Annotated in this window: 14 protein-coding genes; 5 read left to right on the top strand and 9 right to left on the bottom strand. The window is 57.8% G+C overall.

Annotated features, from left to right (window positions below):
* Window positions 1-181: 181 nt before the first annotated feature.
* Together ENTCL_RS10785 and ENTCL_RS10780 are read left to right on the top strand one after the other, a co-directional pair.
* Window positions 182-1,894, top strand: a complete 1,713-nt coding sequence (locus ENTCL_RS10785; protein WP_013366152.1) for a putative bifunctional diguanylate cyclase/phosphodiesterase — start codon at window positions 182-184, stop codon at window positions 1,892-1,894.
* 167 nt (window positions 1,895-2,061) lie between these two features.
* Window positions 2,062-2,622, top strand: a complete 561-nt coding sequence (locus ENTCL_RS10780; RefSeq protein ID WP_013366151.1) for a thioredoxin fold domain-containing protein — start codon at window positions 2,062-2,064, stop codon at window positions 2,620-2,622.
* Here the strand turns inward: ENTCL_RS10780 and ENTCL_RS10775 are convergent.
* From ENTCL_RS10775 to ENTCL_RS10750, 6 genes are all read right to left on the bottom strand, one after another.
* Window positions 2,603-3,232, bottom strand: coding sequence for a helix-turn-helix transcriptional regulator (locus ENTCL_RS10775; protein ID WP_013366150.1), 630 nt, complete (start codon window positions 3,230-3,232; stop codon window positions 2,603-2,605). The genes ENTCL_RS10780 and ENTCL_RS10775 overlap by 20 nt on opposite strands.
* 48 nt (window positions 3,233-3,280) lie before the next feature.
* Window positions 3,281-3,799, bottom strand: coding sequence for a fimbrial protein (locus ENTCL_RS10770; RefSeq protein ID WP_013366149.1), 519 nt, complete (start codon window positions 3,797-3,799; stop codon window positions 3,281-3,283).
* Between the two features lie 13 nt (window positions 3,800-3,812).
* Complete coding sequence (locus tag ENTCL_RS10765) at window positions 3,813-4,748, bottom strand: fimbrial protein (RefSeq protein ID WP_013366148.1); 936 nt, start codon at window positions 4,746-4,748, stop codon at window positions 3,813-3,815.
* Between the two features lie 37 nt (window positions 4,749-4,785).
* Entirely contained in the window at window positions 4,786-7,314 is a 2,529-nt protein-coding gene (locus ENTCL_RS10760; RefSeq protein WP_013366147.1) for a fimbria/pilus outer membrane usher protein, read from the bottom strand.
* Window positions 7,315-7,379: 65 nt separating this feature from the next.
* The gene (locus ENTCL_RS10755) at window positions 7,380-8,057 is read right to left on the bottom strand and encodes a fimbrial biogenesis chaperone (RefSeq protein ID WP_013366146.1); all 678 of its coding nucleotides are present in this window, start codon (window positions 8,055-8,057) and stop codon (window positions 7,380-7,382) included.
* Window positions 8,058-8,115: 58 nt separating this feature from the next.
* The gene (locus ENTCL_RS10750; protein WP_013366145.1) at window positions 8,116-8,649 is read right to left on the bottom strand and encodes a fimbrial protein; all 534 of its coding nucleotides are present in this window, start codon (window positions 8,647-8,649) and stop codon (window positions 8,116-8,118) included.
* 321 nt (window positions 8,650-8,970) lie between these two features.
* Between ENTCL_RS10750 and ENTCL_RS10745 the strand changes: the two genes are divergently transcribed.
* A complete protein-coding gene (locus ENTCL_RS10745; RefSeq protein ID WP_013366144.1) occupies window positions 8,971-9,633 on the top strand; it encodes a winged helix-turn-helix transcriptional regulator in 663 nt (220 codons plus the stop codon).
* Between the two features lie 37 nt (window positions 9,634-9,670).
* On the opposite strand, the gene ENTCL_RS10740 is transcribed toward ENTCL_RS10745, so the two are convergent.
* The gene (locus ENTCL_RS10740) at window positions 9,671-11,338 is read right to left on the bottom strand and encodes a metallophosphoesterase (RefSeq protein ID WP_013366143.1); all 1,668 of its coding nucleotides are present in this window, start codon (window positions 11,336-11,338) and stop codon (window positions 9,671-9,673) included.
* 157 nt (window positions 11,339-11,495) lie between these two features.
* Here ENTCL_RS10740 and ENTCL_RS23670 point away from each other — a divergent pair, with 157 nt between their 5' ends.
* Window positions 11,496-11,636 carry a hypothetical protein gene (locus tag ENTCL_RS23670; RefSeq protein WP_013366142.1) on the top strand — a complete coding sequence of 47 codons (141 nt, stop codon included), beginning with the start codon at window positions 11,496-11,498 and terminating at the stop codon, window positions 11,634-11,636.
* A gap of 177 nt (window positions 11,637-11,813) precedes the next feature.
* Window positions 11,814-12,272, top strand: coding sequence for an IS200/IS605 family transposase (gene tnpA, locus ENTCL_RS10735; protein ID WP_013366141.1), 459 nt, complete (start codon window positions 11,814-11,816; stop codon window positions 12,270-12,272).
* Between the two features lie 113 nt (window positions 12,273-12,385).
* Here the strand turns inward: tnpA and ttrR are convergent, their stop codons facing one another.
* Both ttrR and ttrS read right to left on the bottom strand, forming a co-directional pair.
* Window positions 12,386-12,985, bottom strand: a complete 600-nt coding sequence (ttrR, locus tag ENTCL_RS10730) for a tetrathionate respiration response regulator TtrR (RefSeq protein ID WP_013366140.1) — start codon at window positions 12,983-12,985, stop codon at window positions 12,386-12,388.
* Window positions 12,982-14,724 carry a tetrathionate respiration histidine kinase TtrS gene (ttrS, locus tag ENTCL_RS10725; RefSeq protein ID WP_013366139.1) on the bottom strand — a complete coding sequence of 581 codons (1,743 nt, stop codon included), beginning with the start codon at window positions 14,722-14,724 and terminating at the stop codon, window positions 12,982-12,984. Before ttrS ends, ttrR begins: the two co-directional genes overlap by 4 nt.
* Between the last annotated feature and the right edge of the window lie 120 nt (window positions 14,725-14,844).

Here is a 14,844-nt window from a genome sequence, read left to right as displayed (position 1 = left end):
CAACTATTAACATTATAGCAATAATAAATTTCACATTTACGTAGCAAATACAAATGTGTATAAAAATAGACCAGATATTTGCATTATTACACTGTCGCGCATGCTATCGTATTACGATCTTCCGACACTGAATTGAAACCCGACAATAGCCTGTTCTCTGGCACTCAAAGGCACTTCTCCGTTGAACGCTACAGAAAAAGAAATTGCGGATTACATTTCCGCGCTGAATGCTCATGCCATCGTGGCCATCACCAACCAGAAGGGGGTGATTATCCAGGTCAACGATCGCTTTTGTGAGATCTCGCAATATTCGCGCGACGAGCTTTGCGGCAATACGCATAAGCTGATCAACTCCGGTTACCACCCGCCCCGCTTTTTTAAAGAATTCTGGAATACGATCGCCCACGGGCGCATCTGGCAGGGCGAAGTGTGCAATCGCGCGAAAGACGGTTCGATATACTGGGTCTACAGCACGATCGTTCCGTTTCTCGGCGATAACGGCAGACCGGACAAATATATCGCCATTCGCGCCGATATCACCAAACTCAAGCACGTCGAGCAGGAAGCCCAGCGCCTGAGCCGTCAGGACGACCTGACCGGTTTATATAACCGCCGGATGTTTGCCGAACGTTTTCTGGAAGCGCAGCGTGACTCCGCGCTGAGCGGGCAGTTCTGCGCCCTGATGTCCATCGATCTGGATGGTTTTAAAGGATTTAACGATCACTTCGGCCACGGACACGGCGACAAGCTGCTGATCGAACTGGCGCGGCGCTTAACGGAGTGCACCCGTAAGCGCGATACCGTCGCCCGTATGGGCGGCGATGAGTTTTTAATGATCCTCACCGATCTCGGCGATAACGCCGACACGGCCATTGAAAATGCGGCCAAAATCGGTAAGCGCATCCTGAAAGCGATGGCGGCGCCCTACTTTTTGCCCGACTCGGCGCACAGCCCCTCCCGCAAACAGAGCCGGCTGTCGATTTCAGGCAGCATCGGCGGACGCATATTTTTTGGCAACCACATCACCATGGATGAGCTGCTGGTGCAGGTCGACCAGGCGCTGTACCAGGCCAAAAACAACGGTAAAAACCAGCTGGTGTTCTACGAAACGGATCGGGCGCAGCACGAAGCCATTCGCAAAAACATCGCGCTGGAAATCTCGCTTCGCAGCGCGCTGGATCGCGGCGAGATGTTTATGCAGTACCAGCCCATTGTCGACCGGCAGCAGAATATTCTCGGCATGGAGGCCCTGTCGCGCTGGCGCTCCCCCGAGCACGGACTGATTTCTCCGGCGCAGTTTATCCCGCTGGCGGAGCGCGCGGGGCTGATTGGCAGCATCGGTATGTGGGCGCTGGAAACCGGCTGTAAGCAGCTCGCCGCCTGGACGCAGGATGCGGAAAAAGCGGCGTGGACGCTGAGCGTTAACGTCAGCGCGCTGCAGTTTAACGCGCCCTCGTTTTTTGACGACGTGCTCAATATCCTTACGCGCACCCGCATTCCGCCGCACAAGCTGATTCTCGAAGTGACGGAAAACATCTTCCTCAATGCGCAGGGCAGCCCGCTGCAGGAGGGTATTCGTCGGCTGATGGCGCACGGCGTCGGCATCGCGCTGGACGATTTCGGCACCGGCTACTCGTCGATGAACTACCTGCGCAATCTGCCCATCACGCGGATTAAAATCGATCGCACGTTTATCAGCGATATTGCGCACAGCAAAAAAGACCAGGGGATTGTCAGCGCGATGCTCACTCTCGCCAAGGCGCTGGATCTGCAGGTGGTCGCCGAAGGGGTTGAAACCACCGCGCAGTTTGACTATCTCAAAGAGGCTGGCTGCTGCGCCTTTCAGGGATATCTGTTTGCCAAACCGCAGGATATTTCGGCCTTTTCGTCGTAGCCGCAAAGCCGCCCCTCGCTTTGCGGCTACGCGTGGGCTGTACAAAAAGGTCTCCTTTCTTCAAAGCGTCAGGATCCTTTAAAGTCAGCCCCCGCCTTGCCGATGATGTAATATGCACCATCCGAAACCCTGTTGATGACCCTACGCATTGAGAAACGAGGTATTCCGTGAAAGTTGCTCCGCTGATTGCCCTGCCGCTAGTATGGGCGATGAGTTTTAACGTTTTTTCCGCCGCCGCTGCGGCAAACGTTGACGTTACCGCCGCCGACGCATTCAAGGATATCAACCGCACGCTGCCAGGGCTGACGCCCGTGACCTACCCGGCGGCCCATGAAAAGCACAAAGTGATCGTGTTTATCGATAACCAGTGCACCTTCTGCTCGCAGGTCGTCAAAAACGTCCAGCGCTACAATGACGCCGGGCTGACCATGTCGTTCCTGACCGTCGCCCCGCCGTCGATTCGCGATTCCGTGATTGAGGATATGGCCCGCGTATGGTGCTCGGCGGACCGGAAAAAAAGCCTGCAGAACGCGATGGCCGGATTTCTGCCGGGCAATAACGCCAGCGCAAGCTGTTCTGCAGAGATAGTCAAGCAGTCCGCGCTGGCCGAACGTCTGGGGATTACGCTTACGCCGACGATGATCGTGCTGGATAACCCGCCGCAGGTGATTCTGGGTAGCGTTAAGCCAGCGGAGATCCTGAATAAGCTCAGCGGCAAGCCCCTGTAAGCCGCGCCTGCAGCAGACGCAGAAACGACAGCAGCTCAAAATTGCTGCGTAAATTGAACTTGCTCATGATGAGATGCTTATGGGCGCAGACGGTTTTATCGCTGACGCCGAGCTCGCGGGCTATCGCATCCACAGAAGCGCCGCGATAAAGCAACGCCGCAATGCGGTGCTGCTGCTGCGACAGCCATCGGTGCGGGCAGCCATAGCAGTTAAGCAATCGCTGACGCGGCATCTCCCGCGCCCTTGCCGGTATTTCTCCCTGTATCAGGGACCAGCGATGGCTTATTTTCCGGCTGACGTCAGCCGTCGATTCCTGGCGATGAATAAAGAGAATATCGCTTAAGCACAGCGGTAATGGGGCGCCGGCGTCAGGCGCAGCCCGCTCTTCCAGACCCATAATGAGGCTATGTTTGCGATGGAATAATTCCGGGTGGCAAATAAGCGCCTCGCCGCTACGCAACGTCAGCACAATAATATCAGCCCCGGCGACCGTCGCCGTATTAACGTCAGGCCGCATCGTCACCTTTTGGTCAGGGAAAAGCGTCTGTAGCAGCAAAAAGAGGCCCTGACGAAACAAACGATCGTCATCGTTAATAATCACCTTCAGCATGACCGCACCTGCGAACATAATGAGTCGGGGCGCGCATCGCCCGTCTTTTTACTGCCATGAAAACGTGACCGTAACCACGCTGTTAATCGTCCCTGGCGTCACTCCGCCCTGCGCGCTGTAGGCCCGCGCCCGCAGGTGGTAGACATAGCCGCGGTTAGCGATAGCGCCGCTCAGGGTTTTGTTATTGCCCAGCGGCGCGCCCTCGGCGCTCTGCAGCTGCACAGCGATATTTCCGGCGCTGCCGGTATTGCGATAGCGATCGTCCGGCCCCGCGCTGTCGGCGTCGCCGGCGAAAAGCATCGTGGTGGTCGCCGTTCCGACAGGACAACGTTCAATCGTGACGTCAAAGGGCACCCAGTCGGTTGCCGAGCCGGGCGTCGACAGGGAGGAGGCGCGAACGCCTTGGGCGCCGGTGAGCGGCACGGTTTTCGCCACGCTATCGCTGCTAACCTGGCAGGGCGCCGCCACCACTTTTCCATTGATGCTGACGGCGACAGGGTCCCCGGCTACTGCCTCGCCGTACAGCAGCGCGGCTCCGGTAAGCAGGCAGCATAATTGTCGTTTCATCCTTCGCTCCGCCTTACTGGTAGGTAATATCCAGCGTCGCCGTGGCGTTCGCCTGGCCTGCCGTCACGACATCCCGGGTCTGGTAATAGCGGGCAACCAGCGGGAAGCTCTCCATACCGCCCGGCGAGCGCTTAAGGACAATCCGGGTATTGAGCAGCAACGGCGTGTTGTTATACACCAGCTGAACGCCTACCCCACCGGCGACGTTTTGCGATCCCTGGCCCGTAAGCGCCAGTACGCTGGCGTTGCCGCTGACGTCCGGATTCTGCACGCCTTTCAGCTCGATATTGATGTTGGCGTTCGGGTCGCAGTTCAGCCCCAGGCTCTGCGTATCCGAGCGCGCGGGGATATAGCCCGCCGCCGCGCCAAACTCAGAGGCGCTGACGCTACCGAGATCAAAATTCATCGCCTGGGCCGATAGCGAACAGCTCAGCACGTTGATTTGGGAATTCGCATCCAGCGATATCTGGGTGAAGTAGCTGCCTGGGCTTCCGAACCATGCCTGGGCAATCAGGCCTGGCGCTAATATTCCCGAGGTCATGCGCCCGGTTTTCACCAGCGAGACGGTGTAATAGCCCAGGTTATAAATGCCCCCCGAAGACACGTAGACTGGCAGGGTAAAATCGCCCGGCATCCCCGAAACCTTAATGCCCACGCCGTCCAGGTTGGTCTGGAAAACGCCGCTCATTGAGGACTCCACGCCTCCTGAATAAACCATGGCGTAATTTCCCGGGCACACCTCACCGGTGCTGGAGATCGTTTGCACCTGCGCATAGCCCGGCGATACAGTGGTAGCGAGGGTCGCCCCCACGGGCGTATCGCGCTGGACGCTGACGACGCCAAAGCCGACGGTATTAAATTTTGCCGTGACAATATTGCAGGTGACCGCCCGGCAGCCCAGCGAAATAACGCCTAAAAGCAGGCACAGATATTGCGTAAAATTAAGCATATAACACTCTCATTCAGTGAGCTGACATCGCGAAACGTCAGCGGCAGGAGTAGTTCGCCAGAGAAATCCCGTTGACGACCGCCGCGCTGTCGAGCGCGTACCGCACCTGGCACCGCTGGCCGCCCGCATTTCCCCAGACCACGTTCAGTTGGCCCTGCGCGGCCAGCCCAGATAAATACACCTGCCCCCCTTCATCGACGATGGCGCTGCGTCCTTCGCCGCCGGGCGCGCTGACCAGCGCGCCGAACGGTACCGGCTGGCGATTCGTCTGCTCCAGGGTCAGCAGCGCCCGCAGGCCGACGCTGGCGCTATAGCTGGCGCGCACCACCGCTCCGCGGGTCGGGACGACCGTTTTGTTGGTCAGATCCAGCTCGACGTCATCGGCAAGGGTTGCGGCATTCAGGCCGATATCGTTCTTACGGTACGGCGAGACGTTGCTGGTTACGGTGTAGCCGCGAAAATCGGTTTTCACGCCGTTTTGATTGTTCACGCCAACCCCGGCGGCGCCCGGCGCTTTCACCAGAACGTTAGTTTCACCGAGCGGCTGCGACAGCGTCACGCCGTCCGCATGGGCGAGGATGCCGCCCGCCAGACCGTAGTTCAGCCGCTCGCTGCGCCTGTCGTAGCTGTATCCGCCGCTGGCTTGCGCATAGGTACCCCGGTAGTCGACATTAGCGCTGCCGGTATAGCCGACGCCGTCGCTACCGTACCCTTGCTGCACGCTCCAGTTCAGGGCGCTGCCGTCCAGCGCCATCCCATTGAGCCCCAGCGTCTGTGTGGCGCCGCCGCGGCCGGCGTTCAGCGCATAGCTCGCCCAGCTGTTGCTCAGAAAGCGCTGCAGAGGAATGCTGACGGTGACGGAGATCAGCTGTTCGGCCTCCTGCGTCGGACCGCTGTTCACACCGGCGCCGCCGCCGTTTTTACTCCATGTCCAGCTGATGCCGCCGCTGACGCCTTCCCACGAATTGCTGTAGCTGGCGCCGATCGACGAGGCCGGGCCGCCGCCCTGCCAGTAATCCTCCCTTACCGTGCTCATCATCAGCGATCCCATCCGCGCGCCCAGCGACTGGCTTAGCGTCAGCTCCATGCGGTTGCGCCGCTGCGCGTTCAGCGCGGAGCTGTCTCCCCAGGAGTCGAGCACTTCCTGCATGCCGTAGTAGCCGCGAGTGGCGTAGCGATAGCCGGCGATGGCGAAATGAGTGCCGGTTTCCACGATATTTTTGCTGTAGCGTACGCGCCATGACTGCCCTGACTGCGTCGCCTGCCCCTCGGGATGCGACCAGGCTTCGGTGATATCCGTGGAGATAGCCCCCACGTCCCCGAGGTTTTTACCGCCGCCGACGGCGACCGCCCGGTATTTCGCGGATTCCTGAACACCGCCGTACAGGGTAAATCCGCCAGGCAGCCCGAAGATGCCCGTCATCTGCCCGAAGGGCGTCTTGTCCACGCGGCCGTCGTAAGAACGGTACTGCCCGCCGGTCACCGCGTATTTCAGCCGCCCTTCGCGCTGCAGCACTGGCAACGACGCATAGGGGACGGTAAAGTTCTGCTCGCTGCCGTCCGCCTCTTTGATGGTGACGTCCAGATCGCCTGAACCGCCGGTAGAGTACATATCGTTGATTTCAAAGGCGCCGGGAGCCACGTAGCGCTCGTAGATGGTGTAGCCGTTTTGCCGGATAACCACCTGAGCATGCGTGCGGGCGATACCGCGAACCACCGGGGCGTAACCTTTCATCGATTCCGGCAGCATATTGTCGTCGGAGGCCAGCTGGCCGCCGCGAAACGGCATACTGTCGAACACATCGGCGGGCGCGGAGCTGTCGCCGAGCGTCAGCTGCGCCTTCAGCGGAATAATATTGCGCTGGACGTAGGTATAGACGGTATCCCAGCTGTCCTGGCCGCGGCTGTCGCGGTTCCAGGTCGTGTAGTTGCGCAGACGCCAGGGGCCGACATTAATGCCTGGCCGCAGGTTGGCGTACTGGCCGTTGCTGTTGCCCCCATCGCCGCGCCCCCAGCTGCTGGCGCCGCTCAGCATGTAGTTGAGCATCGCGGCGTTAATGCCTTCATCCCAGAGCTCAGGCGAAACATAGCCCCTGGCGGCAGGCGACAGCGCGGCCTGGGGGATACTGAGGCGCAGCTTTTGCGTATTAAACAAAAACGTCGCTGAGGCCTGGGGGATAGCCGCAAAATTCGCGCAGTCTCCGGCGACGCTGAGCCCGGGAAACTGCGCGGTTTTGACGCCATAGCTTTGCAGCAGCGCGACGGATAAGCAGGGCGCCAGCTGCGGCTCTCCGGCGTCGTCCTTAACGACGTAAAAGGCGATATCCCGTGTATCCACCAGCTGTTCATCAATGATGATATCGACGTGGTAAATTCCCGGCGCCTGCGCGCCGCGTTCAAAAGCGGAGAGATCGGCCCCTTTCATCGCCGGATTATCCAGCTCCAGTAATGCAGGGTTAAAGAAATCCCGACCTTCGGCCTCTGGGATCGGCGGCGATATGGCCAGGGCAATACCCAGGGCAAGCCTGGACTGGCGAAAACGGGCGGTTCGCTTCAATGCTCTCATTCACTGTAAACTCCATGTCGATAGCCGCTATTATTGTTGGTTCGCTATCGCGGCTGCTGCTTTATCTACAACCTGGCGTCATGCGCGTCCCCTATTCCGCCATAGTCATTGATGATTTTAAAATTCAGGCTGCCAGGCGATATTCCCGGCGGTAATAAAAAGGAAGCCGAAGACCGCGGGGCCACAAAGGTGACATCGTCCAGTTTTTTCCCCGACACGCGTATTTCGCTGAAGTTAATATAATAAGCTGAAGGGTTCATAACCTGCAGGCGATTACCGACACGCTGCCATTTCAGCAGACCAGCCTGCTCTTCCGGCCCGGTATTACGCAGCGTCTGCGGACGGTAAATAAGCTTAATGCGTGTTTTCACCGCTATTTGCAGCGTATTATCGCGTGGCGCCACCGAAGGAATAGACTTAATGCTCAGCCAGAATAATGATTCTTTATCCTCGGGCAGCTGCCCGGTTTTTACTATACGCATGACATTCTGCTGGCCTTTATCCAGCCGGTAGAGCGGCGGCGTAATAATAAACGGCGCTTTACGTCCTCCAGGCTCAGGCGTTTCGATCCACGACTGAATAAGATAAGGCAGCGTGTCCGGGTTGCTGATGCTTAAGGCCGCCTCCTTTTTATCACCTTCATAAATTACGCGCGTACCGCCAATAATCACGCCAGCGCGAGCCGCAGAGAGCGTCGCGAGAATCAGCAGCGCGCCTGCTGTCGCGCCGGAAAAAACCTTCATTGCATCCTCCTGGTCAAGGGGCCGGGCGGCGGCCCCGTTCTGCTGCCCGGCCCACGGCTTAGTTGTAATTGACCGTAAAGCTGGCTACCGAATTCGCCAGACCGGCGGTAACGGCGGTCTGGGTAGATTTATAGGCCGCGTAGAAATCGAGATTGTTGTCAGCGGCGCTCACCAGCGGGTAGCTGTAGCTATTGACCTGGTTGAGACCCAGCAGCGTTTTATCCGCCGTCATCAGCTTAATCGCCACGCCGTCGGCCGAGCTGGCGCCCTGGGTGATGGCCAGCAGATCGCTATTGTTCTGGTCGTTCGCGCCATCGAACTTAACCTTCGCCGACGTCACCGTCGCCGGGCAGTTAATCAGTTTGATGGTGAATTTCGTCGAGTCAGATTCATCGCCGGCGCTCTGAAAAGAGGTACGGGCAATGCGGCCCATATCAACCGACATCGTGTTATTGCTGCCAATATCCACCGCGCATGCCTGATCGATAATCTCACCGGTGAAATTAATCGTTCCGTCGGCGGCATTCGCAGTTGTCAGGCACAGCACCGCACTGGCCACAATAGTAGCCGTAATCATATTATTATTTATCATACCATTTCCTTAGTTCTTATTCCCCCACAGGCAGTCGACACGATAAGTATTATTTAATCGTATTTACTTATGGAGGGTTTTCGCTTCATCATCAGAAACTCGGCGTAATAACAATACTACGCATAATACACCTGCAGCTTATGCAGTATTGTTTCTACTGAAATGAATTTTCATATGAATACACACATAATCTCAAGTGATTTTTCGGTGTAATTTTACACCGCTTGTTGTGCTCACTGTTTGAGAATAAATGGTCGATAATCACGGCATTGAACAGACTGAATTATAGATAGTTTATTTTCCTGTAGAAGTGAGATATTTATGCCTGAAGTAAAAAACATCGTGCAAACAAGAATGTATGATGCTCTTGCACATAAACCTATACCGCATATAGAAAATTTAATCTCGCACCTTGAATCTAAATGCAACATTTTTGAAACAAACAACCGACAGATTATCAACTACGAAAAAGATAATTCTCGTAAATGCTATTTACTCCTTGCAGGGACTGTCGCCCTGTTTCGCACTCATGATGGTCTGATGATGAATTCCGAAACCGCCCCCTTCGCTTTTGGGCTGAGCAACCAGTTCGCCACCGCCGATAATATTCATATGCGCACGCTGGAGCGTTCACGCATCGCCAGCCTGCCCCTGAAGACGGCCAACGCAATTATCGCCGGGCAAAATCTGTGGGAGAGCCTGGCGCACCTGCTTATCTATACCGCGGGAAGAGTCTACGATCACTGCACGCGCATCACCGCCGCCAGCTCATATGACATTATTCGCTCCCAGCTGTATGAGCTGATGCAGGAGACGCCCGAGCTGCGCCAGAACATCACGGCGGCGGCCTATATCCAGACCCGAACGTTTCTGTCGCGCAGCAGCATTATGAAGATCCTCGCCGAGCTGAGAAAAGGCGGCTATATCACTACCGAACGCGGTCTTCTGCTGCAGATACAGCGCGGGATCCCGTTACGATATTAAATAACGCGCCATCTTATCTCCGCCGGGGTATCAGCGATCAGAGCCTGTCCATGTCGTCGCTCCACGAAAGCGTATCCTCCACCCAACAAGAGAAGCGGCGCTCGTTGCGCGGCATATCTGGCGCGCCGCCGTTGTCCGGCGTCAAATCGAGCACATACAATGCCCGGCCTACGCCGCGCCGACGGTATTTTCGTTTCAGGGCAGTGACAATTTGATCGCGCCAGGCGCCGAAATTGATGTAGCTGTAGATTTTACCGCTCGCGCGCTTTTTCTCCCCGCGGAAATAGAGCTCCTCTTGCAGAGGAAAATGCGTATGGCCCTCACAATGAAGCCGAAAGCCATAATCCCGGTAATCTTGCAGGAATGCAGGGAAACGGCGCATTTCTCGGTAAGTGGGCGCATCGTCCTGCAACAGCGCCAGTACACGCATCAGGCAGTACATAAAACCCAGCTCTACCCGCACGTCAAAAGGCCGCAAAAGCCGCACCAGCAGCCTGGCGGCCTTCAGTAAGGCTCGCACGGCCGGCCGGGCGCTTTCCAGCGTGAAATCCCAGAACAGCCACTGATAGAGCGAATCGCGCAGCGCTTTCTCCACCGCCTCTCTGGCCCCCTGGGGAGAGGATTCCATCGCTCGCAAGCGCCAGGTTTCTTCGATAACCCGAGTGAATGCCGCGCAGGTCGGGCGATAGAGATCCAGTTCGTCGAGTATTCTCTCCAGCCGCCGCATAATCTGCGCTTCCTCAGGCGTAAGGTCCTGAATCTGGTGTAGCCCTTGCTTTGCGCGATAGATAAACCCGGACAATGCGCCAGCGGCAACAGTATCGCCAAAACAAGGGCCGGTGAACGGCGAATAATTCAGGGACCGCCATGTCATGGGGCGCCAGCCGTCGCTGACTTTCCATCCGCGGTTCGCCTTAGCGGCCTGCGGAGGAATACGCCGACAGTTGTCGGCGTCCCGCCATTGACCATGGGTGACAAACAGCCGGAATCCCCGGTCTCCCCAATAAAATGGCAGCCAGGGCATAGCGTCCGCATCGCGGTAGCGGTCCTTATCAGCAAAATACATTTCGCCCACCCAGCGGCGGTATTCCGCCGACATCGGGTAGACCTGCTGCCCCAGGCAGCGCGTGTAAAACAGCCTCAGCGTTTCGGCATCGGCCAAAATTTCCTTGTCGTGATTCCCGAGCAAAACGACCGTCTGGATATGGGTCACCTGACTGGTTTTCCCTTTGCACCGACAGTGCGGTAAATCGGCATACAGCTGCTGCAGCCAATAGAAAAATCCGCCCGGCTCATGGTGACCGGGTTTTATTGCATGTTTGTCGATAATGCCCTGCATGATGTTTCTCAGGGTCACGCTGAATTCTGGCCTGCTGCGCTCCCACGGATAGACGCCGTTGATGGTCCATTGCGCAGAGCGGATCATATCCACCACGTCGCCGCCTAAGATCAGGTACAGTTCTTTGATGTCGTGCTGTACGCAGGCCTCTTTGATTCGATTAAACAAGCTCTCCCACACGACGGCTTCGCCGCTTTGGTTGCCTGCCGTGCCGTCCGTGCAATGTATATCGCTAAAGCAGACGCACATCCTGTCGGGCCGGCCTTCATCATCCGGGTCGGAGAAACTCGTCTCCTGCAGGCTCAGGAAACCCGGCGGCAGAGCGCCCCGCCCGTTAGCCTCCGCGTTTTGTTCCTTGGGGTCCATAGCCGCTCCTCTTTCAGACAGTCACGAAAGCCAGATACCGGATGAGACAATGAACAACAGTATAGACGCTGATTGTCCACGCCCTGCCCGCTGTATCCTGCCGTCATTTTCCCCTATACTGTGACGAACCCCACACTTCAAACCACGCAGGTGACTGATGGATATTGATCTCGAGAATCTGGTGTTTGCCGGACTGGAAGAAGCGCAAGAGCGCAATGCGGAACGTCTGGACGAGGCCGACAAAAAGGCGCAGGCCGTTGTCGCTGATGATGACTGCGGCGACGCCTGCAAAATCTGACGACGAAAACCGGCCTCGCGCCGGTTTTTTTGTTATGCATAGAAAACCCCCAGCTAGGCTGGGGGTTCAGTAAAGCTTTCAGCTTTGGAGTGGTTCTAAAAACCCCTTTTGATTTGTTAAAACAGGTTGCGGTCTGGCAACTGCAAGCGTTCAACAAGAAATCAAAAGGGGGTCCCAATGAGGGACGAAAAGAGCTTAGCGCACACGCGATGGAACTGTAAATATCACATAGTTTTTGCGCCGAAATACCGAAGGCAGGTGTTCTATGGGGAGAAACACAGAGCGATAGGCAACATCTTAAGGAAGCTATGTGAGTGGAAGAACGTGCGAATTCTGGAAGCGGAATGCTGTGCAGATCATATCCATATGCTTCTGGAAATCCCGCCAAAGATGAGCGTATCGGGCTTCATGGGTTACCTGAAAGGGAAAAGCAGCCTGATGCTCTATGAACAGTTTGGCGATCTGAAATTCAAGTACAGAAACAGAGAGTTCTGGTGCCGTGGTTACTACGTCGATACGGTGGGCAAGAACACGGCGAAGATACAGGAATACATAAAGCACCAGCTTGAAGAGGATAAAATGGGAGAGCAGCTATCGATCCCATATCCGGGCAGCCCGTTTACGGGCCGTAAGTAATCCATGAATGCAAATGTCAGATTGCGATGCGCCTGTTAGGGCGCGGCTGGTAACAGAGCCTTACAGGCGCATTTGAAAAACCTCCGGCTATGCCGGAGGATATTTATTCTGATCTATGCCGGATGCGCGTCGTCGTCCCGCAGCTTATCCAGCTGGGATACCAGCACCGCCAGGCTGGCGGCCGCCATTTTGTCCATCACCCTGGCGCGATGGACCTCAACGGTGCGCAGGGAAACACTGAGCTTATCGGCGATGTCCTTGTTCATCGACCCGCTCACCACCAGCCCCGCCACCTGCTTTTCTTTTGCCGTCAGCGACGCGTAGCGCTGCCTTACCTGTGCGGTTTCCAGCCGTTGCCGCGAGTGCTGGTAGCCCCGCGCGATGGCCGCGCGCAGCGGCTCCTGCGCCACCGGTTTTTGCAGAAAATCCACCGCGCCCAGCTTCATCTCCTCTACCGCCATCCCCACATCGCCATGGCCGGTCAGGAAGACTACCGCAAGGGTGCTGCGCTCACGGCGCAGGTGCGCAAAGATGGCATGCCCGTCCGGCGGCGGCATACGCATATCGAGCAGAGCAACGCCCTCCTGATGCAGCCCGGCCTGCGCCAGAAACGCGCCGCTGTTGTTCCAGCACTGCACCTCGTAGCCCATTGCGGCCAGTAAAAAGCGGCACGCGTCGGTCACCGCCTCGTCATCGTCCACCAGGTGAATCATTGTTCCTCCGTCGGCCGTCGCGGCAACGCCAGCGTGACCCGTAATCCCTGCCGTCCATCCGGCGCTATATGATTTTCCAGCTGAATATCGCCTTTAACGTTGCGCAGCAGACGCTGGCTTATGACCAGCCCCAGCCCCATACCGTCCCGGCGCGTGCTGCGAAAAGGCTGGAAAATCGCCGCCATCTGCGCAGGCGCAATGCCGCCCGCATTATCCGCAAGGGTCAGCGTCAGATGCGCCTCCTCGCGGATAAGCGTGACCCACAGCGACGTTGCTCCGGCCTGCACGGCGTTCAACACCACATTTGCCAGCACCTGCTCCAGCAGCACCGGCGGTAAAGTCACCGTCAGCGCCCGGTCGCCGTCGACGTTCAGCGATACGCCAGGGCAGGTCTGGGTCATCCGCAGCAGCGCCCAGACGCGCGACAGCGTGTCGATAACGCTCGCCGTCACCCACGTCGTCGGCGCGCTATCCGCGCCATTTTCGCCGCTGGCCCACTGGCGCAGGTTGCGAATAATATCGCCGCCGCGCCCGGCCTGTTTTTCTATCTGGTCTATCGCCTCCCGCACCGGCTGCGGCTCCCCGTTATCAGGCAGGCGCAACAGGCAGCCCTGCGCATACATGCGGATCGCCGACAGCGGCTGGTTAAGCTCATGGGCGAAGCCTGACGCCATCTCCCCCAGCAGGCTCATGCGCCGCGCCTGCTCCAGCGCCTGCTGCTGGCTGCGCAGTGCGTCGTTGGCCTTCTCTAATGCCCGCCCGCGACGGTTGACCAGAATCATCACCCAGATGTAGTTGGCCAGCGCGAGCAGCAGGACCGCCAGCAGGATACCCAGCGTCAGCTGATGCTGAATCAGCCAGCTTTTGACCGTCAGGCCCAGCCGCTGCTGCTCCGGATGCTGGTTCAGCTCGCGCAGCAGCGATTCCACCTCGCTGGTGGAGGTCGGCGCGCCCCAGCGGTAAGCATCCCCGGCATGACGGGCGAGCAGCGCCCGCGTGACGGCATCCGCCACCGCGTCGTTCACCCCCGGCAGCGCGCCAAAGGACCAGTCAGGATACAGCGCCGTGCTGACGAGGCACGGCTGCGCGGAAGGCTTCGCCAGCAGCGCGCGAAACCGCCGTTTATCCACCAGCCCCTCTTTATCCATGCTTTCCAGCAGACATACCGGCACGATCGCCGCCGAAATCGCCTCTTCGCGCAGCAGATAAATCAGGGCATCCGCCGGGAATCCGCTAAAGCGCAGGCGAAAATCGTCGCCGGGGCGCAGCCCGGCGTCATGCAGCGCCTTGAACCCCAGCAGATAGCCGCCAAACGCCAGCGGGTCCACCGCGCCGACCGTCGTACCGATAAGATCGTGCGCAGCGGTAATCGCGCTGTCGCGGCGCACCAGAATTACGCTGCCGGTGGCTTTGCTGGTTTCTTCGCCGGCGCTTGCCCCACGCAGCGACGCCAGCCAGCGCAGATGATAGTTGCTGTTGAGCTGCACAAACTGCGCCGGATTGGTGAGCACAAACTGAATGCGCTGCTGGTTGACCGCCTCCCGCATTCCCGCCAGGTCGAGCGGCTGCAGCTGAAAATGTTCGCCGGGGACTGCACGATTGAGCGCGTCCACCAGCGGCTGCCACTGCGTCTGCGTGACAGTGTCACCGCGCAGGGCCAGAATGCCGATCGTCCACTGCGCCGCCGCAAGCGCGGGAGAGAGCAGTAAACAGAGCGTCAGCAGGATGATGTTTTTCATGACGCATTCATACCAGACATGAAACCTCGGCATTTGTTTTAGATCAATCCCCGTCCGTATATGTGGTTAACCACAATAGAGGCTGACCAGAGAGAGTTTTTACACTGTAAATCATAGCGT

Origin of the sequence: [Enterobacter] lignolyticus SCF1 (genome assembly GCF_000164865.1) — a bacterium.
Lineage (GTDB): Bacteria > Pseudomonadota > Gammaproteobacteria > Enterobacterales > Enterobacteriaceae > Enterobacter_B > Enterobacter_B lignolyticus.
The sequence above is the reverse complement of the archived record's forward strand: the minus strand, read 5'-3'. Positions and strand labels throughout refer to the sequence as shown.